This window comes from Pseudarthrobacter sp. NPDC092202, assembly GCF_044755505.1.
GTDB lineage: Bacteria > Actinomycetota > Actinomycetes > Actinomycetales > Micrococcaceae > Arthrobacter.
The window spans coordinates 244,909-264,871 of sequence record NZ_JBIVRG010000004.1; the positions used below are offsets into that span (position 1 = coordinate 244,909).

A 19,963-nucleotide genomic window follows, 5' to 3' on the forward strand; every position below is an offset into this window, starting at 1 on the left:
TTTGACCTAAAGCTGGAGCGTGTCCGGGCGCTGGAGGCCGTTCACAGTGGTGGAAGGCCAGCGGGGATCGACGGTGAGGATCTGCAGGCCGGACGCGGTGAGCTGGACGGTGTCCTCGATCTTGACGCCGGGACCGGACGGGTTCCAGGTGAAGGCCTGGCCCAGGACCACGGTGTCTGTGGCGGCGGCAGTAACACGGGGGTCGCGGCCCGCGTAGCCGGCCGGCCCGCCCTGGTGGTGCTGCTCCCACTGGTCTGCGCCGAAGCCATGGCGGGTGTAGGCGGCCTGGATCTCGGCAAAGATCCGGTCCAGCCGGGCGCCGGGGACCGTGGCGTCGAAGATGTCCGCCTCCACCGCGGCGATGCGCGCCTCGGCGTCGCGCTCTTCTGCAGTGCCGGCGTCGAACCTTACCCAGCGGGTGATGTTGGCAACCATGCCGTCCCTGCGGGCGCACACCACTGCCATGGCGCGGCGTCCCAGGGGCGAGTGGGTGGCCAGCGGGTGCCGGAACGCGCTCCGGCTGCTGCCGTTGCACAGCAGGACCAGCGGCTCCGCACCCGCTGCAACCACCCGCGCCGCCAGGGCGGACACCAGCTCAAACTCGGTGGTTTCCGGGCGGGCGGTGGACAGCACGTCCGTCATCAGCCCTGCAACCTCGGCGCTGAGGCTGGCGTACCGGGCGCTCTCGTTGGGGAGCAGCTGCTGGCGGGCCGCGCGCAGCTCGGCGGCGACGTCCGCTTCGGCCAGCGGCCCGGCGTTCGTCCCGGGAAGGCCGACGGCGGCGGCGGCCTCATGCAGGTTGCCGTACCAGGGCACGGAGTGCAGGGTGACGCCGGACGGCAGCTCCTCGGCCTCGATGCGCCCGGCTTCGTTGTTGAACGTGACCAGGTGGTCGCCCCCGCGGTCCACCAGGACGGCGGCAATGGGGTCACCGGCCAGGCTGATGTGCACCCGGCTGCCGTCCAGGTACCAGGTCAGCGCGGCGTGGGTGGTCAGCAGCAGGGACTCCTGGCCCTTTGCGTCGAGGATGTCCAGCACCCTCTGGCGTTTGACGGCGCGGTCCTCCACGGAGGCGGGGGCCGCCCTGCCCGAAAGCAAGGAAGCGTCGGCTGTTGTCTGGGTCATGAACGGTTCCCCTGCTGGTTGATGAGTGCTTCGATGTCGGTTGTGCCCAGGATGCCGTCGGCCACAAAAACGGTGATGCTGCGCTGGACGGGGGCTCCCGGTTCGGCGATGACCGGGGCGTCCCAGGTCAGGGACTGGCCCACTCCCGGGTAGCCGTCCACCCGAACGAACCAGGGGTCCGTGGACCCCTCCGCGGCTACGAACACAAGGGTGGCGCTGCCGCCGTCGAACGTTCCTGCCCAGGCCAGCCACGGCGTAACTGATCCGTGCACTTCCGGCTCGCCCGCGCCGGACGGCGTCCATACGGTGGCGTCCGCACAGGCGGGCAGGCGCCAGAAAAACCCGCCGTAGCCGCCTTCAAACCGCCCGTTGGAACCGGGGCTGCCCAGGCTGACCTGCCGGTGGCCGGCGGGGGAGAGGGCGAAGTCCAGGGACAGCCGCCAGGCGGAGGAGCTGACCCCGGACCATGCCCAGGTGCGGTCCTCGCGGAGGACCGGGCCGCCGTCGGGCCCGTTCCAGCTCAAGGTTTCGTGCAGCCTGCCTGCCGCGCCCCCCGCCTGCACAGCCGTCTCTTCAATCCGGGTGTCTGTGGCTGCGATGCTGCCGTGGTCCGGGCGCCACACATACTGGCCGGCTTCGCGCGTGTAGGTCCGTCCGCCCCAGAAGTTGATGCCGTCTACGTCCTGCAGGGCCACGCCGGCGCCGAGGTGCCACACGTGGTCCAGCGGCTGGTGGTCTGTTACCACTGTGCCTGCGAGGGTCCGGACGGGGTGCAGGTAGGGCCGCGGCGAGGAGACCGCCCGGATCCGGCTGCCGTCCTGGTACTCGGCAACCGCCTTGCCGTCTAAGGTGAGGGTGCCGGCCGGCCGCAGTTTCCGGGCCCACGGGACTCCCAATTCAGCGAAGGTGGCCTGGGCTTTGATTGCCCTTGCGATCACGGCCGCGATGTTGTGGACCACCGGATGGGCGTCGTCGCCCTCGCCCTGCCACGTGATGTTGCCGGGGTCGATGGGGTGGGGCGCGGGCGCCGTCCGGATAGCCTCCAGCACAGTGGTGAAGGCGCCGGTGTCCGGCAGGGCGCACAGCAGCGGCGCCCCCGTGGAGCGGGCGTCCAGCAGGTTCTCCAACAGGTCGGTCCGGCCGAACGTCTCGCGGCGCTCGCCGTCGGGGGTGCTGATGACCACCTCGTCCTCGGTGTAGAAGAGCGTGACCTCACCGCGGGTGCCGTGCACCGTGACCGAAGGCCGCTGCTGCTCCGGCGCGCACAGCGTCAGCCCGCACAGCAGCGTTGAGCCACTGGTGGTGCGGATGCGGATGATGGAGGTGTCATCACTTTCGGTGTCGTGGGCCCGGTAAAGGTCCGTCTCCACTGATGCGACGTCGGCCATGGTGTGGGCGCCGGACAAGTGGAGGCCCGTGGCCACTGCATGAGCAAGGGCGTTGGTTGCCACGCCGTCCACCACGTCGGTGCCATCGAGGCTGCGCTTGCCCGCCCAGCGCGAGCGCTTGAAGTAGGCCCGGTTCCGCACCCACTGCCCGGTGGCGCTCAGGCCCAGGACATCGCCGATGCCGCCGGATTCCACAAGCTCCCGGATAGCCGGCAGCGCGTGCGAGCCCAGGCTTTGGAATCCCACTTGGACCAGCCGGCCTGCGGCTTCCGCGGCGGCGAGGACCTCCCGGAACTGGCCGAGCGAGGCCACCGGCGGCTTCTCCACGTAGACGTCCTTGCCCGCTGCCAGCGCCGCGAGGGCCAGCGGAGCGTGCGTCTGGATAGGCGTCGCGAGGATAACGACGTCGACGCCCGGGTCCGCTGCCAGCAGTTGGGCCAGATCGCCGAACACGGCTACCGATTCCGGCAGGCGTCCCGGAGCCGGAGGATTGGGATCCGCCACGGCAGCGAGTTCAAGGGCACCGGCTGCTTCCAGCCTGGCGAGGTTGGCGAGGTGCCGTTCACCGAAGCCGTGCACGCCCACCAGGGCGATGCGCGGCAGGGCTGCCGGGACGGCGCTTCCCCCGGAGTGGCTTACGCGTTCCGCGGTGGCGGATTGATCAATCATCAGGAGGGTCCTAGGTAGCTGAGGGGAGGGTTTTGGGATCATGGGCGCCGAGCGAGGCGGACAGGAAGCCGAGTGCTTCGTGCTGCATGTCAGCGGAGAAAACGTGGCCGCCGGGCCAGAAGCTTCCGGTGTAGGTCCCGGGGTTGTGGAGCGACTCCAGTACCCGGTGGGCGTCACGCATCCCGGCTTCGGGGAAGAGCTGGTCCGCCAGGGCATACTGCACCAGCAGCCTGCCTGCGCCGGACCTGGCTGTCAGCTCCGGCCATTCACCCAGCTTCCAGAGACCGGGGGTCTGCAGCAGCCACGAGTGCGCGTCCAGGTAGGAGGGCAGCAGCGACTGGAAGGTGATCATCATGCAGGTCACCACATAGCTTTTGATGCGGGGACTCAGCGCAGCGAGGGCCAGGGAACGGCCCCCGCCGCCCGAGAACCCGATGCAGCCCAGCCTGTCCTGGTCCACGTCCGGCAGCCCGGCGAGGATCTCGAGTGCGGCCAGGTCGTCGTGGGCCACCATGCCGGCGAGGCTCGTGCCCAGCAGGCCGGCGGTCTTGGCCACGGTCTCTTCATGGAAGCCTGCGGCGGCGTTGTAGACATCTGCGGCGGAAGGCACGACGCCGTCCTCCCGCCACTGCGCCTGCCTCGCCTCCAGCGCCGAGGCCGTCCGCCATGGCGGGACGGAGAGATCGAAGCGGCGGCTGCCCCAGGCGAACGAATCATGGGCCAGGACGGCGAAACCCCGCCGTGCGATGTCCGTGGCAAGGGCGCGGCCGTCGTAGTGGCCGGCTTTGGCAGCCTCCGCCGACGGGTGCTGCTCCGGAAGTTCCACCAGCCGGTCCGCCCCGCCAAACTTGTTTCCGCCGTGGCAGTGGAGTGCCAGGACGCCGGGAAGCGGTCCGGAACTGTCGGCCGGACGGATCAGCCAGCCGGTGGTCCGGGGGCCGAAGCCCAACTGCCAGCTGAGCTGGGAGGTGGTGACGCCGTCGTGCGTTTCCTCCCACTGGACCGCCACTTCAAGCTCCTGCTGTGCTCCCGGGACGCCCAGGGCGTCCGCGAGTTCCTGCGCCGCCGGCGTGGCTGCCTGGTAGCGGGGATGGTGCTGGACGTAGGCAGGCCAGTCCTCGTAGCCGGCGATGGCGCTGGGCCTGACGGGCCCGCTGCTTTCGGTCACTGGCCTGCCTCCTGTTCGAAATGTTGTTGTGATGGCTGAACCGGCCGTTGGGTCAGCCCAGGTTCGAGTTGACTTCCTGGATGAAGCCCTTGGCAGCGTCCCGCGGCGAGATCTTGCCGAACAGGACATCCGTGTTGAACCGGTTCAGGACCTCCATGGTGGCCGAGGAGCCTGCAGGGAACGGCAGCGGCGGCTCGATGTCCATCTCTGCGATGCGGTCCAGGTACTCCGCTTCCTTCTGCTGGGATTCCTTCAGGAGCGGAGTGATGGCAGCCTTGAGCTCGGTGTTGGCGGGCATGCCTCGGTCACTCTTGATCTTGGTGGCAGCGTCCACGTTGTTCACCAGGTAGTTGATGAAGAGGGCCGCTTCCTTGGGGTGCGCGGACTTGGAGGAAATGGCGTACTCCATGGAGGAGCGCAGCCACGCGCCGGGCGTCTTGCTTTCGCCCGGCATCTTCATCATGACCAGCGGCGAACCGGAGTAGGAGTTCATCTGGTTGCTCCAGGAGATCTTCATGCCCTGTTTGCCCTGGCCCATCAGCGTCATTTCAGGCTGGGCAGAGCCATCCTCCACTGTCTGCGAGGCGGACGGCGCGCCGCCGGTTTCCATGAGCTTCTTGTTGAGCTCGAACCACTCGGTGGCGGTGTCCTCGCTGATGCCCAGCTTCGTGCCGTCATCGGTGTAGAGCTCCTCGCCGCTCTGGCGTGCCCACACTGCCAGGAAGGAGTCGTTGGACATGGGGGTGGTGCCGAAGGTTCCGGCCGGGGAGTTCTTGGTGATGTCCGCGGCTATCCGGGCGTAATCGTCCCAGGTCCACGTTTCGTCGTCCGGCAGCTCAACTCCGGCTGCCTCAAAAACCTTGGGATCGATCACCATGGACATGGAGTTCACGCCTGCGGTGATGGTGTACTGCTTGCCGTCGATCTTGCCCAGATCCACCGTGCCTTCGGCGAACTTGGAGGTATCCAGCTGGTCCTTGACCTCATCCAGGTCGAGCAGCACACCCCGGCTTGCGTACTCGCTGGGGTAGGCGCCGCTCATGGCGAACACGTCCGGAGTGGTGCCGCCGGCGATCTGGGTGGCCATCTTGTCCCAGTAGGAACTGAACTCGGTATTCTCGCCCTCCACCTTGATAGTGGGGTTCGCAGCCTCGAAGTCCTTGATCACTTCCAGCGTCGTTTTGGCGCGGGAATCGTTGCCCCACCAGGCGAAACGGATGGTCACTGGATCTTCAACCGTCCCCACTTTCCCGGCCTCGGCGTTGCTGCCGCAACCCGTAAGTATCATGGCCAGGGCAGCTGTTGCGCCCGCAACCCCCATGACTGATTTCCTGAGACGTAACCGCATTGTCCTGCCCCTTAAGTGGTGTGGTTGTATTCCTAGTGACGTGTCTAACAGAAAGCGTTTTCTCAAAAACTAACAAAGGGCTATACAGGAGTCAAGAAACCGTTTACTTTGGTACGGAGCCGCTTTTTCAATCCGCACCTCCCGCAGGGTGGGAACCGCCGAAACTCCGGCGGACAGCCCTCCAGTAGCGGGAGCGCACCTATCGCCCCGGCGATACCAAGAACGTGGAGGCCACGATGACCAAAGGAGACCACATGGCCGCTAAGCACATACCCAGGGCGTTGCGCCCGGCTGGAATGCCGGCAGCAGCGGGCCTGATGACACGAATGGGACGGCAACAGTGAGCGCCATCAGCGAACTCAGCTCCATAACCCGGCGCAAGGGCAAAGCCACCGCCGCTGAGAAGAAGGCCAACGGCCGGGACAACAAGGCAGCGTATATCTTCCTGTTGCCGTGGCTGGTGGGCCTCGTGGCCATCACCATCGGCCCCATGATCATGTCCCTCTACCTGTCCTTCACGGACTACAACCTGCTCCAGCCGCCGGAATGGGTGGGGCTGGACAACTTCACCCGGATGCTCAGCGACGCACGCCTGCACAACTCCCTGGGCGTGACCTTCACGTACGTTTTTGTTGGTGTTCCGCTCCAGCTCGCCGTGGCGCTCCTGATCGCCCTGGTCCTGGACAAGGGCCTGCGCGGATTGCCGTTCTACCGCTCGGTGTTCTACCTGCCGTCCCTCCTGGGCGGTTCGGTGGCAGTAGCCATCCTTTGGAAGCAGATCTTCGGTACTACGGGCCTGGTGAACCAGGTCCTGGCAATGTTCGGCATCCAGGGTCCGGGATGGATCTCGGACCCGAGCACGGCGCTTGGTTCCATCATCCTGCTCCACGTCTGGACCTTCGGCGCTCCCATGATCATCTTCCTGGCCGGCCTCCGGCAGATCCCGCACATGTATTACGAGGCGGCGAGGGTTGACGGCGCCACCACCCTCCAGCAGTTCTGGCGGATCACCCTGCCGATGCTGAGCCCGATCATCTTCTTCAACCTGGTGCTGCAGATCATCGGATCCTTCCAGTCGTTTACCCAGGCGTTCATCGTCTCGGGCGGCAACGGCGGCCCCTCGGACTCCACGATGTTCTTCACGCTGTACCTCTACCAGAAGGGCTTCGGCCAGTTCGACATGGGCTACGCGTCAGCCATGGCGTGGGTCCTGCTGGTGATCATCGGCGTATTCACCGCCATCAACTTCATCGCTTCTAAGTATTGGGTTTTCTATGACGACTAAGCTGGAGACGCTGCCCACCCCGGACAAGAAGTCCGGAGGCGCCGGCAAGCCTACGAACCACCGCAAGCCCCGCGAGTCCCGTGGAACCCTGGCGTTCAGCCGGGCCCAGCGCGGAAAGTCCCTGATGAAGCACGGCATCCTGATCCTTGCCGGCGGCCTGATGATCTACCCGCTGCTCTGGATGGTTGTTTCCTCGCTTCGCCCCAACGAGCTGATCTTCCGGGAACCCGGGCTCTGGCTCAACAGCCTGGAGATGAGCAACTACACCTCCGGCTGGTCGGCCCTGACCCACCCCTTCGGCCACTACATGATCAACTCGGCGATTGTGGTTATCGGCTCCATCCTGGGCAACCTGATCTCCTGCTCCATGGCGGCCTACGCATTCGCCCGGCTGCAGTTCACCGCCAAGAAGCTGCTGTTCGGCATCATGCTGCTGACCATCATGCTGCCGTTCCACGTGGTGATCGTTCCGCAGTACATCCTGTTCTCGCAGATCGGCTGGGTGAATACCTTCTGGCCGCTGATCGTGCCCAAGCTGCTGGCTACCGAAGCGTTCTTTGTCTTCCTGATGGTGCAGTTCATCCGCGGCATTCCCCGGGAGCTTGACGAGGCTGCGAGGATCGACGGCGCAGGCCACCCCCGCATCTTCCTGCGGGTCATCCTGCCGCTCATGGTTCCGGCCCTGGCCACCACCACCATCTTCACCTTCATCTGGACCTGGAACGACTTCTTCGGCGCCCTGATCTACCTGACGGACCCGGACATGTTTACCGTTCCGGTGGCACTAAGGGCCTTCGTTGATTCGCAGTCGGCCACGAGCTGGGGGTCGCTGTTCGCGATGTCCATCGTCTCGCTCCTGCCGGTCTTCCTGGTGTTCCTCTTTGGCCAGCGCTTCCTCATCAAGGGGATCGCGACCACCGGCATTAAGTAGGTCCACTTCCCTGGGCTTTTCCGCTGCCGGCCAGTACCGGCAGTACCAACCGAACGGCCCGTCCCTGTGGCGGGCCGTTTGGCTGTCCGGAAGCAGCTGTGTGAGATTGCCCCGGCTAAACATCTTGTAATACAAGTCACGCACTTGTACTATTACATCTAGAAAGCGCTTTCGCGTTTCATCCCTTCAGTGCATCAGTCCCCAGCACCTAGATCAAAGAAGATCGGAGTTACCAGTGCAGCTCTTTTCCCGCCCTGCGTCTGCTGCCCGGCAACCGGCACAGTCGCCTTCCCCCGGCGCAGCACGCCGCATCCGCAAGACGGGCGTCGTTGCGGCCGCGGCCGCCGTCGTTATGGCCCTTAGCGCATGCGGCGGTGGATCATCACCGCAGAACGCCGATGGCCCTGTTGAATTGCGGTTCTCCTGGTGGGGCGGCGACAAGCGCGCCCAGCTGACCCAGGAAGCCATCAAGCAGTTCGAGGCTGAGAACCCGAACATCAAGATCAAGCCGGAGTTCGGCGACTGGAGCGGTTACTGGGACAAGCTGGCCACCCAGGTTGCCGCCAACGACGCTCCGGACATCATCCAGATGGACGAAAAGTACATCACTGAATACTCCAGCCGGGGTGCCCTGCTGGACCTGTCCAAGTATGAGATCGACACCTCCAAGCTCGATGAGGCCGCACTGAACGCAGGCAAGAGCGAGGACGGCCTGACCGGTATTGCGGCTGGCATTAATGCAGCCACCATCCTGGCGAACCCGGCGGTGTTTGAGGCCGCGGGTGTTGAGATACCGGACGATTCAACGTGGACCTGGGAGGACTTCGGCCGCATCGCTGCAGAGGTCACCGAGAAGTCCCCGGATGGCACTTACGGCGCCGCAGCGTACGGTACGGACGAAGCTTCCCTGGGCGTCTGGCTCCGGCAGAACGGCAAGTCGCTCTACACCTCGGACGGCAAGCTCGGCTTCGAGCCGAAGGACATCTCCGAATGGTGGGCGTTCCTCAAGGAGCTCAGCGCAAAGAAGGCAGTCCCATCCGCATCCGAGGTTATTGAGGCAGAGGCCGCGCCGCTGGACCAGAGCGGGCTGGCAACGGGCAAGAACGCCATGGCCTTCTGGTGGTCCAACCAGGCACCTGCCCTGGAAAAGGCCTCCGGCGGCGACCTGAAGATCATGCGGTTCCCCACCAAGACCGGTTCAGCCGAGGATGCCGGACTTTGGTACAAGGCCTCGCAGTTCTGGTCAGCTTCGTCCCGCACCAAGCACCCTGAGGAAACCGCCAAGTTCATTGACTTCCTGGCCAATAACGTCAAGGCAGGCGAGGCCCTCCTTGCAGACCGCGGTGTATACCCGAACTCGGAAGTCCGCGTAGCCATCGAGTCCAAGCTGACCCCTGCTGACGTCAAGGTGGTCAAGTTCATCGACCAGATCAAGGACGAGCTCGGCGAGGCACCCGCACCGCCGCCGAAGGGCGCTGGCGCGATCCAGGAAATCATCAAGCGGTACACCTCCGAGGTTCTCTTCGAGCGGCTCTCCACTGACGAGGCAGGCAAGAAGGCCCACGACGAAATGAAGTCGGCAATCAGCAGTTAGTCCTCACACCGCCAACACGGCTCCGGGCAGTTTGGGTGGACGCCTCCTCCACTCCGAGCATCCGACGGCGGGTGGCAGCTCCGTCCCGGCGGGAACCATTGGTTCCTTCCGGGACGGAGCTGTTTAAGGCTGCGAAGGTTAAAGCTGCACCGGTAGGACTACGGCGGTGCAGCCGCTGCGGCCAGGGGCCGGACTACCAGGGGCCGGTGCGGTACAACGGGCGGGTGAGCAACAACGCGGCCGAGGACCTGGATGCCGTGTTTCTTCGGCCTGGGACATTCTGCTGTTCCCCGCATTGTTGGGTCGGGATCGCCGCAGGACGGGCCCGCACTGGCGGGGGAGGCTACATAAAGCGGCGCACCCGTAGCGACGGCAGCAGCAGTACCGGCTAATGCGCCCGATCCGCATGCATCAAAAGCGGTGCCGGGCGGGGGTGGTGCTGTGGAGTGGTAGGTATGGCCGGTGGGGGTTTGGAGCTCGACCGTGTGCCTGGGGCCGGGGATTGGTGTGGCTGAGAATCCGGGTTTTTCTTTGGTGTGGTTGCAGGCTTCGCAGAGGCCTTGGCCGTTGGTGCTGGTGGTTGGGCCGTCCTGGTGCCAGGGGGTGATGTGGTCGTGGTGGCGGATGGGTGCGTCGCAGTAGGGGGTGCGGCAGGTGTCGTCCCGGATTTGGAGGAAGCGGCGGAGCCCGGGCGGGAAGAGCCGGGCTTTGGAGTCCATGGCGAGGAGTTCTCCGGTGCCGGGGGCTGTGTAGAGCCGGCGCAGCCAGACATCGATGTCGCCGCTGTCACTGACGCCGGCCCCTGCTGCCGCTACTGTCAAGGCGCTATCCGCTGGTCCTGTGCCGGGGCGTTCCGGCTGGCCGAGGACTGTCTGGCGTGCCCATTCGGTGGGAACGATGCCGTAGCCTGCGAGGCGGGCGGGTTCGCTGTCGCCCTGGAAAAGGGTCCGGTCGGTCATGACGAGCTGGACTTCGATGCTGCTGACTCCTCCCGGGGTACCCGTGATGTTTTCAACGAGCTGGTCGGCCATGATCGCACCCCTGGACCGGTCATCACCGTGTGATCGGACAGTGTCCGCGTGGCGGGCCAGGGCGGCGTAGGCGGCCACGCCCTGGGCGACCGGGAGCAGTGCGGTCAGCCGGGCCATGGTGTCCGGCGCCGGACGAAGACTCACGGTCCGGTCGCTCACCGCGTGGGCCGCGCGTCGTGTCACCGAGTGTGGGTCACGCCGGTACGCGGCCGCGCGCACGGCGGCGATGATGGCCCGGTCCCCGCGGCCTGAAAGTGTTCCGGTGTCGGCGGCGAGTTCGTCGTCGACGGCGCACCGGTCTTCGGCGGACAGGCACGCGGTTTCCTTCACGATGAGGGTGGCGCGCCATTCGTTCAACTGCCCGGACTCCAGGGCGGCCAGGGCGTGGGGCATTTCGGTGCCGAGGGCTTTGGCAAGGCCCAGGAGCCGGCTGCCGCGGGCCGGGGACTCCCGGCGCGCCAGCGCAACCTGCGCGGCCACGCCGGCGCCTTGTTCCTTGGCCGGGACACCGGCGGCGGCCTGCTCCCGCCGCTGGGAGAGATCAAAAGCCACGGTAATCCGGGCCTGTTTAGCAGCGGTCAGCGACTTCAGATCCTCAAGCTCCCGCAACTGATCAATCATCCCCGGACCATCAGACGCGACCGTCACCGACGCCAGGGAGCGCGAGATGTCAGCAACCGACGTTGGGCTTGCAGAAGACGCGCCGCGATATTCTGCCTGCCCTGCTCCCGAAATCCCAGCCGTTGCCATAACCCAACTCTGCCAAAGACCACTGACAATGACCGGCCGCCAAGAACGCTATGTGGAAAATTCTGTCAGCCTACCTAATGCCCCTCTCCAGCAACTGTTCCTCCCCTATTTGGCGCTGCCGCATTCTGCGGCGCCCCTGCCAGACGTAAAATTATCCCGCTGGGAGGTGTGAACTGGCCTCCGTGTCGCCTGCCAGCGATGGTATGCACACCGCCATTAACTGGGAACCGGCGGATTCATAATTGCAGCGTTTGCACTGGAAGAATCCCATATCAGCCAGAAAAATTAGCCGTCTAACGGCCATCTTCTCCTGAGCGGCGGGGACAGCACACCCAATGGCGCTGCCGGTCGCTCGCCCGATGTGAAAGGCGCGGCCCAATCCTGTGCTGCGGCCGGGTGGCTTTGGGGACTTGAGAGGCCTCCAAAGCACAGAGGACCGGCGAGAGCCGGCCCGCCAATTCCTTTAATTGCTGCCTTCGGCATTGAGGCCAAAGGCATCTGCAGAAAGTCTGAAAAATGAAGCTATCACTCCGCCGCGTCCTGGCTCTGTTCGCGGCACTACTGATCGCCTTCGCAACGGGCATGACAGCGGCGCAGGCGGTCGTCGACTTTAGTAATGCCCCTTCCGGAGCGCACTTCGCAAAGGGCTTCGGCGAGCCCGTCTGTACCATCACCGGCACGACCGTAACGTGTACTGAGACGCGAATTGAAGGTGTCGGAAACACGAATGCGACTGTAGTACTGGCAGTCACCAGCACAATCAGCGGCGTCTGCCACAACCCGGGCAATGACAGGATCGTTGAGCCGTTCTCGGAGTCGGTAACAGAGACGAGCTCCTCCGATCTCACCTCCACGAGGAACGGCAGGCTGATCGTGCCGGCGCAGACTACAGAGGGAACGAGCACCGCGGGCTTCCTGGCAACCTTCAGCTGCCCCAACCCCAACTGGCGGCCTGAGGTGACCAGCAACGTGCTCACCTACGTCTACACGTTGACCTTCGCAGGGTTCACCGAGCCGGCAATCGAGATCACTGGTTAGCCTATGCACTCATGCGGTAGAGCAGGACTCCCGTGAGGGTCCGCAGCATCCTCCAGCCAGCGGACTACACGACCCCGGGGACCCAGTTTGTGGTCTCCCGGGGCCATCCATGACCGGGGTCTGGACCCGGCGACGCCCCATGAACCGGAGACTCAGTCCTCCGCGATCACCGCAACGCTGCCGGCTTCAACGGTGCCGCTGAACCGTTCACCGGCGAGCATGTCCGTGCCGGATGCCCGCACGGTTGCCGCAGTCCGGGTGTGGTTGATGGCGAACAGGAAGCTGCCGCCGTCGGCCGAGCGCCGGCGCGTCAGTTCCACTCCGGGATCGGCGTCAGCGACCGGGGAGACGCCAGACTCCGCCAGCAGCCGGTCCACCAGCGACTCGATGCCGTCACGGTCGGGGAAGGTGGCCAGGTACCAGGCGGCACCGCTGCCCACGGCCCGCCGGGTCAGGGATGGAACGCCCTCCAGTGGGTACCCGGTGAACGTCTGGACAGCCTCCGCCCCGTCAAGGTGCACATGCTCGCTCCAGATCGAAGACACCGTGCCGTCGCTCAGCTTCAGCTGCGATCCGGCCAGCAGCGGGTGGAACTCCTCAACGCGGACGCCCAACAGTTCGCGGAATGCACCCGGGTAGCCGCCCAGCCGCACGTGGTCCTTCTCATCAGTAATTCCGCTGAAGTAGCTGATGAGGACTGTTGCGCCGCCGGCAGCGGCAGCCGCAATGTTGGCAGCAGCCTCATCAACCACCGAGTACAGCGTGCACACGAGGACCAGGTCGTAGCCCTCCAGCGGTGCCGACGGATGCACCAGGTCCACGGAGACGCCCCGCAGGAACAGTGAGCGGTGGAAAGCCCGCAGCAGGTCCAGGTACCGCACGTCGACGCTCGGCTTGGAGTCAATTTCGCTGGCCCACCAGGCTTCGTAGTCGAACACGATGGCCGCGCGCGACTCCACCCGCGAGCCGCGGACCGGCGCCAGCAGCTGGAGTGCAGCTCCCAGGTCAACCACCTCGCGCCACACCCGGGTGTCGCGGCCGCCGTGCGGGACCATGGCCGAGTGGAACTTCTCCGAGCCCGCAAAGCTCTGCCGCCACTGGAAGAACATCACCGCATCCGCGCCGCGTGACACGTGCGCCAGCGAGTTCCTCAGCATTTCGCCGGGCATCTTGGGCTGGTTGCGCGGCTGCCAGTTGACGGACGACGTCGAATGTTCCATCAGGATCCACGGGTCACCTCCCGCAATGCCGCGGGTGAGGTCCGCGCTGAACGCGAGTTCGATGTGCCGTTCAGGATCTGCCGCCACCAGGTAGTGGTCATTGGCGATGACGTCCAGGTCCTTGGCCCAGTCAAAGTAGTCCATGGACTTGGTGGCGCTGGAGGCCATCAGGTTGGTGGTGCAGGGCACTGCGGGGGTGACTTCCCGAAGGACTGCCACCAGGCTGCGGTAGTAATCCATCAGCGCCCAGGAGTTGAACCGCTGGAAGTCCAGTTGCTGGCCGGGGTTCAGCGTGGAGGGTGCGACGCCGGGAGGAAGGATCTCCTCGAACGAGCCGTAGTGCTGCGACCAGAACGCTGTGCCCCACGCGGCATTGAGCTCACCGATGGTGCCGTACCGACGTTCGAGCCACAGGCGGAACGCGGCGGCGTCCTCCTCACCGTAGAACTCCGAAATGTGGCAGCCCAGTTCGTTGTCCACGTGCCACAGGGCCAGGGCGGGGTGGTCCTTGTACCGCTCTGCCAGCACGCGCGTGATGCCGGCGGCGTACTGGCGGTAAGCGGCCGACGACGGCGTGTAGTGCCGCCGTGACCCCGGTCCCAGCGTGGTTCCGTCAGCCGTGACCGGCAAAATTTCCGGATGCTTGCGTACCAGCCATGCCGGGGGAGCGGCGGTGGCGGTGGCCAGTGCAACCTTGACGCCAATGCCATGCAGGTTGTCCATCACCTCGTCCAGCCAGCCAAAGTCGTACTGGCCCTCCGCAGGTTCCAGCAGCGCCCAGGAAAAGATGCCGACGCTGAGGAAGCTCACGCCGGCTTCCTGCATCAGCTCCAGGTCCTCCAGCCTCACGCTGACCGGCCACTGCTCCGGGTTGTAGTCGCCACCGAAAGCAATGCCTTCGATGTTGCTCCAAACGCTGGCAGGGGCCGGGTTTGCCTGGTTGGTCATGGGACTCCTTTGTCTGTGGGTGGATAAACGGGCGGTGCAAACCAGCCGCTTGGAAAACGCTTGCCCATTTCCGGGAATGGGGATATTGTATCGTTTCAGAAGCCGTGTAAGCCAGCTCACTACTTTCGTTGTAGGTGAGATCGGGGGTTGCACACACTGAGCAAGGAGGCTCCCATGATCAACAGAAGGCATTTCCTCACCACCGTGGCTGTCGGCACCGCATCTGCCGCAGCGTTGGCCGCGTGCGGCACGGGATCCGGCACCAGCGCTGGAGAGACGGGCTCCGCGGAGAACCCCGTCACCATCAACTACACCTGGTGGGGCAACGATGACCGGGCCGAGCGTACCCGCAAGGCCATTGCCCTGTTCGAGGAGAAGAACCCGGACATCAAGGTCAACGGCAACTTCACCGACTTCGCCGGGTACTGGCAGAAGCGTGCCACGGAGGCTGCCGGCGGCGGCCTGCCGGATGTGATGCAGTGGGACCTTTCCTACCTGCGCGATTACGGCCAGCGGAACCAGCTTCTTGACCTGGGCACCGTGAACATCAACACGGACGCGTTCGAGAAGTCCCTCCTGCCCTCGGGCCAGATCAAGGGCAAGACCTACGGCATTCCCACCAGCACCAACGCGTTCGCCGTCTACTACGACCCGGCCAAGCTGGCGTCGCTGGGCATCGCGGAGCCGGACGGAACGTGGACCTACAAGGAGTTCAACGACTTCCTGGCAGAGGTTGGCGCCAAGAGCAACGGCGAGATCTTCGGCGGCACGGACTACACCGGCGTCTGGTGGATGTTCAACATCTGGCTGCGCCAGAACAACATCGAGGCCTTTACCGAGGACGGCAAGCTCGGCTTCACCAAGGACGATATGAAGAAGTGGTGGAACCAGACTGCTGCCCTGCGCGGCACCCCGGCCATCGTCTCCGAAGAGCGCGTCACCCAGCTCGCCCCAAAGTCCCCGTTCGGCTCCAACGTCACTGCCACCGAGGTCACCTGGGACAACTTCATGGCCGGCTACCTCGCGGACAGCGGCGCCACGGAACTCAAGCTTGCTCCGGTCCCGTCGGATGACCCGGACAACCTGGGCCTCTTCCTAAAGCCCTCCATGCTGATGGTGGCCAGCGCCAAGACCAAGTTCAAGGATGCTGCGGCCCGTTTCATCGACTTCATGGTCAACGACCCCGAGGTAGGCCAGATCTTCAAGACCTCCCGCGGTGTCCCGGCGTCCAAGACCCAGCGTGACGGGACCACCTTCGAAGGTACGGACAAGCTCGTGGTGGATTACGAGAAGTCCATCGAGCAGTACCTCAAGGATGCGCCGGAGCCCCCGATCGTCGGCTTCGGCACCCTCGAGGCATCCTTCAAGCGCGTCAGCTCCGACCTCAACTACGGCAAGCTCACCATCGACGGCGCCGCCGACGCATGGTTCAAGGAAGCCGAAGACCTCATCAAGCAGAACGCCTGATCAGGCGTTGCCTGCCCAAGCTTTCATGACTGACGGAATGAACTCGTGACTCAAAGCCCAACACTGAGCAGGCGCTCGTCGTCGTCCGCCCCCTCGCAGCCGCGCAAATCGCGGCAGCGCGGGGCGGATGCCCGCGCCGGCTACACCTTCCTGCTGCCCTGGCTGCTGGGATTCATTGCCCTCACTGTTGGGCCCATGATTTCCTCGCTCTACCTCTCTTTCACCAACTACAACCTGTTCGAGCCTCCCAAGTGGATCGGCCTGGACAACTACACCACCCTCTTCCAGGACGAACGGTTCCTGCAGTCGGTGGGCGTGACCGTCAGCTACGTGGTCTTCGGTACGCCGCTCAAGCTCGCGGCCGCACTGGCAGTGGCCATGCTGCTGAACAGCAAGCGCCGCGGCCAGGGGTTCTACCGCTCGGCCTTCTACGCCCCGTCCCTGATCGGCGCGTCCGTCTCCATCGCGATCGTCTGGAAGGCCATGTTCGGCGACGCCGGCCCGGTGGACCAGGGCCTGTCCTTCTTCGGGATCAACCTGGGCGGCTGGGTGGGCAACCCGGCCATGACCATGCCCATGTTCATCCTGCTGACCGTGTGGCAGTTCGGCGCCCCCATGGTGATCTTCCTCGCCGGCCTCAAGCAGATCCCGGGCGAGCTCTACGAGGCCGCGTCCATGGACGGTGCCGGCCCGGTGCGGAAGTTCTTCAACATCACCTGGCCCATGCTCTCCCCGGTGATCTTCTTCAACCTGCTGATGGAAACCATCCACGCGTTCCAGATCTTCGCCTCGGCGTACATCATCTCCAACGGTGAAGGCGGCCCTGCCGGATCCACCCTCTTCTACACCCTCTACCTGTACCTGCGGGGCTTCAGCGACTTCCGGATGGGCTATGCCTCGGCCATGGCCTGGCTCCTGGTGATCGTCGTCGGCATCATCACCCTGATCTTCTTCCGCACGTCCAAGTCCTGGGTCCACTACAGCGGTGATGCAAAATGACAAGCACGGCAATCCCCACCCAGTCCCTCCCGGACGCAGAGCTGGCGCACTACAACCCCAAGTCCGAATCGGCCGGGACCAAGCGCGTCAAGAGCACCGTCTTCCACCTGGTGGCCCTCGCCCTCACGGCCGTGGTCCTGTACCCCGGCCTGTGGATGATTGCCTCGGCGTTCAAGCCCAACTCCGAAATCGGTGGCTCCAACACCTCGCTGTGGTCCAACAACTTCAGCTTCGACAACTTCGTCACGGCCATGGACGGCATCGGCGGCGTGTCCACCCTGCAGTTCTTCACCAACTCGCTCATCCTGGCCATCGGCGCCGTGGTGGGAACCATCCTCTCCGCATCCGTGTCAGCGTACGCGTTCGCCAGGATCAAGTTCCCCGGCCGCAGCATCTTCTTCGGCATGATGATCGCCACCCTGCTCCTGCCCTTCCACGTGGTGATCATCCCGCAGTACATCGTGTTCCAGCAGCTCGGCCTGGTGGATACGTACGTACCGCTGCTGATCGGAAAGTTCCTCGCCGCCGACGCGTTCTTCGTGTTCCTCATGGTCCAGTTCATGCGCAACCTTCCGGCAGAACTGGATGAAGCGGCAAGGATCGACGGCGCCGGCCACGTCCGGATCTTCACCTCCATCATGCTTCCGCTGATGAAACCGGCCCTGATCTCCACCTCGATCTTCTCCTTCATCTGGAGCTGGAACGACTTCCTGGGCCCGCTGCTCTACCTGAACACCCCGGACAAGTACCCGCTGCCGCTGGCCCTGCGCCTCTTTGTGGACCAGACCCAGTCCTCGGACTACGGCGCCATGATCGCCATGTCCGTACTGGCCCTGCTGCCGGTGCTGATCTTCTTCCTGGTGTTCCAGCGGTACATTGTTGAAGGCGTCTCCACCCAGGGCCTCAAGGGCTGACGGACAAACGAGACAGAAAATGAGCGTCATGGACAGCACCACACCCGCCCCCAACCACCACGAACCCGTTCCGGTGAACCGCTTCGCGCTGTTCTCCGAGACGCTGCTGGCAGGGGTGCTGGTGCTGGTGCTGTCCCTTCCGCTGGTGACGATCCCCGCCGCGTATGCGGCGGGGATCGCCCATCTTGAGCGCCACCTCTCAGGCCGGGACGATTCCGTCCGCGGCCTCTGGGGCACCTTCAAGGCTGCCCTGCCAGGCAGCTGGAAGCTTGGAATCACGACGGCGGCAGCCGCCGTCGTGATTGTCCTTAACCTTCTGCTCGCATGGGTGGGGCAGCTGCCGGGCCGGGACGTGGTGCTGCCAGCCACCTTGATCCTTGCCGCCGGCGCCGCGATTGTGCTCCTGCGCAGTGCCGCAGCGTGGTCCGATTTCGCCGTTGCCCCTAGGGATGCCCGCACCGCCTGGCGCTTGGCGCTCGAGACCGGACAGTCCCTGTCCCTCAAGGACTGGAGCGGGTCCCTGCTGCTGGCAGCCGCGCTCTTCGGAGCGGTGGTGTTCGTCTGGATGCTGGCTGCCCTCTTCGTGGTGGTTCCCGGCACCCTGATCCTGGCCGCTGCCGCCGTCAAACTGCGCGCCCGCCGCGCCTGAGGCACACCAGCAGTCCTTTACATCCGCCCGCTATTGAGTTGAGTCCGCCGTGTCTTCCGAGCGCCAGCGTTCAGAGCAGTCCTTCCGCACTCCCAAAGACCCGCCGGCCTGGTACCAGCCCCTGACGCAACGGAACTACCGGCTCTTCCTGGCGCTGGTGTTCATCGGCAGCGTGGGGGTGTGGATGCAGCGGCTCGCGCAGGACTGGCTTGTGCTGCAGCTGACCGGCAGTCCCGCCGCCGTAGGAGTGGCCGTCGCCCTGCAGTTCCTCCCGATGCTGGTGGTGGGACCCCTGAGCGGCCTGCTGGTGGACATGTTTCCCAAACGCCGGATCATGCTGTGCTGCCAGGCCGTCATCGCCGTCCTTGCCCTGGGCCTGGCCGCATGGGCCGCAAGCGGAACCATCACCGTCTGGGCCGTCTATGCCAGCTGTGTGGCGCTGGGCGTCACATCGGCCATCAACCAGCCGGCCAGCCAGGTCTTCGTCAATGAAGTGGTGGGCGACGCGCACCTCCGGCCGGCCATAGGCCTCAACAACGCCATCGGCCAGCTTGGAGCGATGGCAGGCCCTGCCGTGGGCGGCGTGGTCATTGCCCAGGCGGGATCGGCCGCAGCGTTCGCTGCCAACTCCGCGTTGTGCCTGCTGGTGCTCGTGCTGATCGCCGCCATCCGCCCTGCCGAACTGCATCCCAGCGCCCGGGCGGCCCGCGGACGCGGCCAGCTCCTGGCCGGGTTCCGCTACGTCCGGGAACGGCCGTCGCTGCTGCTGGTCATCGCCCTGGCCGGACTCCTGGGAATGTTCGGCATGAACGGCCCCGTGGTGCTGGCCGCCTTTGCCGAACGGGTGTGGCACAACGGCGTGGAAGGCTTCGGGCTGTTCAATACCGTCAGCGCCATCGGGGCGCTGGCCGGTGCGCTGCTGGCCGCCCGGCTGCGCAGCCTGGGACGCAAAGGCATAGTGGCCGCTGCGGGGCTCTTTGGCCTGTCCCAGTTGGTGGCGGCCCTGATGCCCACCCTTGTCCTGTTCACCGTGATGCTGGTGGTGGTAGGTCTCATGACCCTCCTGTTCCTGACCAGCGCGGCAACCGCAGTCCAGCTGGAGGCCGGGCCGGAGATCCGCGGCCGCGTGATGGCCCTCTACCTTCCCCTCCTGCTGGGCGGGCACGCGCTGGGAGGCCTCCTGGCCGGCTGGCTCACGGAACAGTTCGGAGTGCGTACCGGGCTGGTGGCCACCGGCGGGCTGGGCATGCTCTCAGCACTTGTCATAGGGCTTTTGCTGTGGCGGCATGGGCGCAGGACGCGTAACAGCCAGGCCTGACTGCCGGCTTCCCCTGCAAGGTGCGGATTCACGGACAGGCGGCCCTCCGGAGACCTTGACGCGTTCGCTGGCTCACACCTAGGCTGTGGGAAACCGGTTTCTTTCAGGTCCCAGCAACTTC

15 protein-coding genes are annotated in these 19,963 nt (G+C 65.2%); 9 read left to right on the forward strand and 6 right to left on the reverse strand.

The genetic code is table 11. From position 1 onward, the window contains the following. Window positions 1-6 precede the first annotated feature (6 nt). From ACIQF4_RS09275 to ACIQF4_RS09290, 4 genes are read right to left on the reverse strand one after another with little or no spacing between them, the layout of a single operon-like run. Window positions 7-1,125 carry a M24 family metallopeptidase gene (locus tag ACIQF4_RS09275; RefSeq protein ID WP_400514964.1) on the reverse strand — a complete coding sequence of 373 codons (1,119 nt, stop codon included), beginning with the start codon at window positions 1,123-1,125 and terminating at the stop codon, window positions 7-9. Next, on the reverse strand, window positions 1,122-3,182 hold the full coding sequence (locus ACIQF4_RS09280; RefSeq protein ID WP_400514962.1) for a DUF6807 family protein: 2,061 nt from the start codon (window positions 3,180-3,182) through the stop codon (window positions 1,122-1,124). Before ACIQF4_RS09280 ends, ACIQF4_RS09275 begins: the two co-directional genes overlap by 4 nt. 10 nt (window positions 3,183-3,192) lie before the next feature. After that, the gene (locus ACIQF4_RS09285; RefSeq protein WP_400514960.1) at window positions 3,193-4,350 is read right to left on the reverse strand and encodes an acetylxylan esterase; all 1,158 of its coding nucleotides are present in this window, start codon (window positions 4,348-4,350) and stop codon (window positions 3,193-3,195) included. Between the two features lie 52 nt (window positions 4,351-4,402). Next, window positions 4,403-5,671: an ABC transporter substrate-binding protein gene (locus ACIQF4_RS09290; protein WP_400514958.1), complete on the reverse strand. Its 1,269-nt coding sequence runs from the start codon at window positions 5,669-5,671 to the stop codon at window positions 4,403-4,405. Between the two features lie 367 nt (window positions 5,672-6,038). On the opposite strand from ACIQF4_RS09290, the gene ACIQF4_RS09295 reads away from it, so the two are divergent. The 3 genes from ACIQF4_RS09295 to ACIQF4_RS09305 all read left to right on the forward strand — a co-directional run bounded on the left by ACIQF4_RS09295 (window position 6,039) and on the right by ACIQF4_RS09305 (window position 9,508). After that, the gene (locus ACIQF4_RS09295; RefSeq protein WP_102975961.1) at window positions 6,039-6,983 is read left to right on the forward strand and encodes a carbohydrate ABC transporter permease; all 945 of its coding nucleotides are present in this window, start codon (window positions 6,039-6,041) and stop codon (window positions 6,981-6,983) included. Further along, entirely contained in the window at window positions 6,973-7,914 is a 942-nt protein-coding gene (locus ACIQF4_RS09300; protein WP_102975962.1) for a carbohydrate ABC transporter permease, read from the forward strand. Before ACIQF4_RS09295 ends, ACIQF4_RS09300 begins: the two co-directional genes overlap by 11 nt. Before the next feature lie 235 nt (window positions 7,915-8,149). Then, window positions 8,150-9,508: an ABC transporter substrate-binding protein gene (locus ACIQF4_RS09305; RefSeq protein ID WP_400514956.1), complete on the forward strand. Its 1,359-nt coding sequence runs from the start codon at window positions 8,150-8,152 to the stop codon at window positions 9,506-9,508. A 158-nt stretch (window positions 9,509-9,666) separates the two neighbouring features. Here ACIQF4_RS09305 and ACIQF4_RS09310 read toward each other — a convergent pair whose 3' ends face one another. Continuing rightward, the gene (locus tag ACIQF4_RS09310) at window positions 9,667-11,160 is read right to left on the reverse strand and encodes a DUF222 domain-containing protein (RefSeq protein WP_400514954.1); all 1,494 of its coding nucleotides are present in this window, start codon (window positions 11,158-11,160) and stop codon (window positions 9,667-9,669) included. Between the two features lie 645 nt (window positions 11,161-11,805). Between ACIQF4_RS09310 and ACIQF4_RS09315 the strand changes: the two genes are divergently transcribed. Further along, window positions 11,806-12,327 carry a hypothetical protein gene (locus ACIQF4_RS09315; RefSeq protein ID WP_400514951.1) on the forward strand — a complete coding sequence of 174 codons (522 nt, stop codon included), beginning with the start codon at window positions 11,806-11,808 and terminating at the stop codon, window positions 12,325-12,327. Window positions 12,328-12,479: 152 nt separating this feature from the next. Here the strand turns inward: ACIQF4_RS09315 and ACIQF4_RS09320 are convergent, their stop codons facing one another. Next, the gene (locus ACIQF4_RS09320) at window positions 12,480-14,495 is read right to left on the reverse strand and encodes a beta-galactosidase (RefSeq protein ID WP_400514949.1); all 2,016 of its coding nucleotides are present in this window, start codon (window positions 14,493-14,495) and stop codon (window positions 12,480-12,482) included. 174 nt (window positions 14,496-14,669) lie between these two features. Here ACIQF4_RS09320 and ACIQF4_RS09325 point away from each other — a divergent pair, with 174 nt between their 5' ends. From ACIQF4_RS09325 to ACIQF4_RS09345, 5 genes are read left to right on the forward strand one after another with little or no spacing between them, the layout of a single operon-like run. Then, entirely contained in the window at window positions 14,670-15,962 is a 1,293-nt protein-coding gene (locus ACIQF4_RS09325; protein ID WP_400514947.1) for an ABC transporter substrate-binding protein, read from the forward strand. A gap of 45 nt (window positions 15,963-16,007) precedes the next feature. Continuing rightward, the gene (locus ACIQF4_RS09330; protein WP_400514946.1) at window positions 16,008-16,961 is read left to right on the forward strand and encodes a carbohydrate ABC transporter permease; all 954 of its coding nucleotides are present in this window, start codon (window positions 16,008-16,010) and stop codon (window positions 16,959-16,961) included. Further along, window positions 16,958-17,875: a carbohydrate ABC transporter permease gene (locus tag ACIQF4_RS09335; RefSeq protein ID WP_400514943.1), complete on the forward strand. Its 918-nt coding sequence runs from the start codon at window positions 16,958-16,960 to the stop codon at window positions 17,873-17,875. Before ACIQF4_RS09330 ends, ACIQF4_RS09335 begins: the two co-directional genes overlap by 4 nt. Window positions 17,876-17,894: 19 nt before the next feature. After that, window positions 17,895-18,524 carry a Poxvirus protein I5 gene (locus ACIQF4_RS09340; RefSeq protein WP_350002902.1) on the forward strand — a complete coding sequence of 210 codons (630 nt, stop codon included), beginning with the start codon at window positions 17,895-17,897 and terminating at the stop codon, window positions 18,522-18,524. 49 nt (window positions 18,525-18,573) lie between these two features. Continuing rightward, window positions 18,574-19,842, forward strand: coding sequence for an MFS transporter (locus ACIQF4_RS09345; protein ID WP_400514941.1), 1,269 nt, complete (start codon window positions 18,574-18,576; stop codon window positions 19,840-19,842). Window positions 19,843-19,963: the final 121 nt, after the last annotated feature.

Bases quoted from the DNA above. Each gene is read 5' to 3' on its own strand.
- ACIQF4_RS09275 (WP_400514964.1), bottom strand. From the start codon at position 1,125: ATGACCCAGACAACAGCCGACGCTTCCTTGCTTTCGGGCAGGGCGGCC.
- ACIQF4_RS09280 (WP_400514962.1), bottom strand. From the start codon at position 3,182: ATGATTGATCAATCCGCCACCGCGGAACGCGTAAGCCACTCCGGGGGA.
- ACIQF4_RS09290 (WP_400514958.1), bottom strand. From the start codon at position 5,671: ATGGGGGTTGCGGGCGCAACAGCTGCCCTGGCCATGATACTTACGGGT.
- ACIQF4_RS09300 (WP_102975962.1), top strand. From the start codon at position 6,973: ATGACGACTAAGCTGGAGACGCTGCCCACCCCGGACAAGAAGTCCGGA.
- ACIQF4_RS09310 (WP_400514954.1), bottom strand. From the start codon at position 11,160: ATGATTGATCAGTTGCGGGAGCTTGAGGATCTGAAGTCGCTGACCGCT.
- ACIQF4_RS09315 (WP_400514951.1), top strand. From the start codon at position 11,806: ATGAAGCTATCACTCCGCCGCGTCCTGGCTCTGTTCGCGGCACTACTG.
- ACIQF4_RS09320 (WP_400514949.1), bottom strand. From the start codon at position 14,495: ATGACCAACCAGGCAAACCCGGCCCCTGCCAGCGTTTGGAGCAACATC.
- ACIQF4_RS09325 (WP_400514947.1), top strand. From the start codon at position 14,670: ATGATCAACAGAAGGCATTTCCTCACCACCGTGGCTGTCGGCACCGCA.
- ACIQF4_RS09335 (WP_400514943.1), top strand. From the start codon at position 16,958: ATGACAAGCACGGCAATCCCCACCCAGTCCCTCCCGGACGCAGAGCTG.
- ACIQF4_RS09340 (WP_350002902.1), top strand. From the start codon at position 17,895: ATGAGCGTCATGGACAGCACCACACCCGCCCCCAACCACCACGAACCC.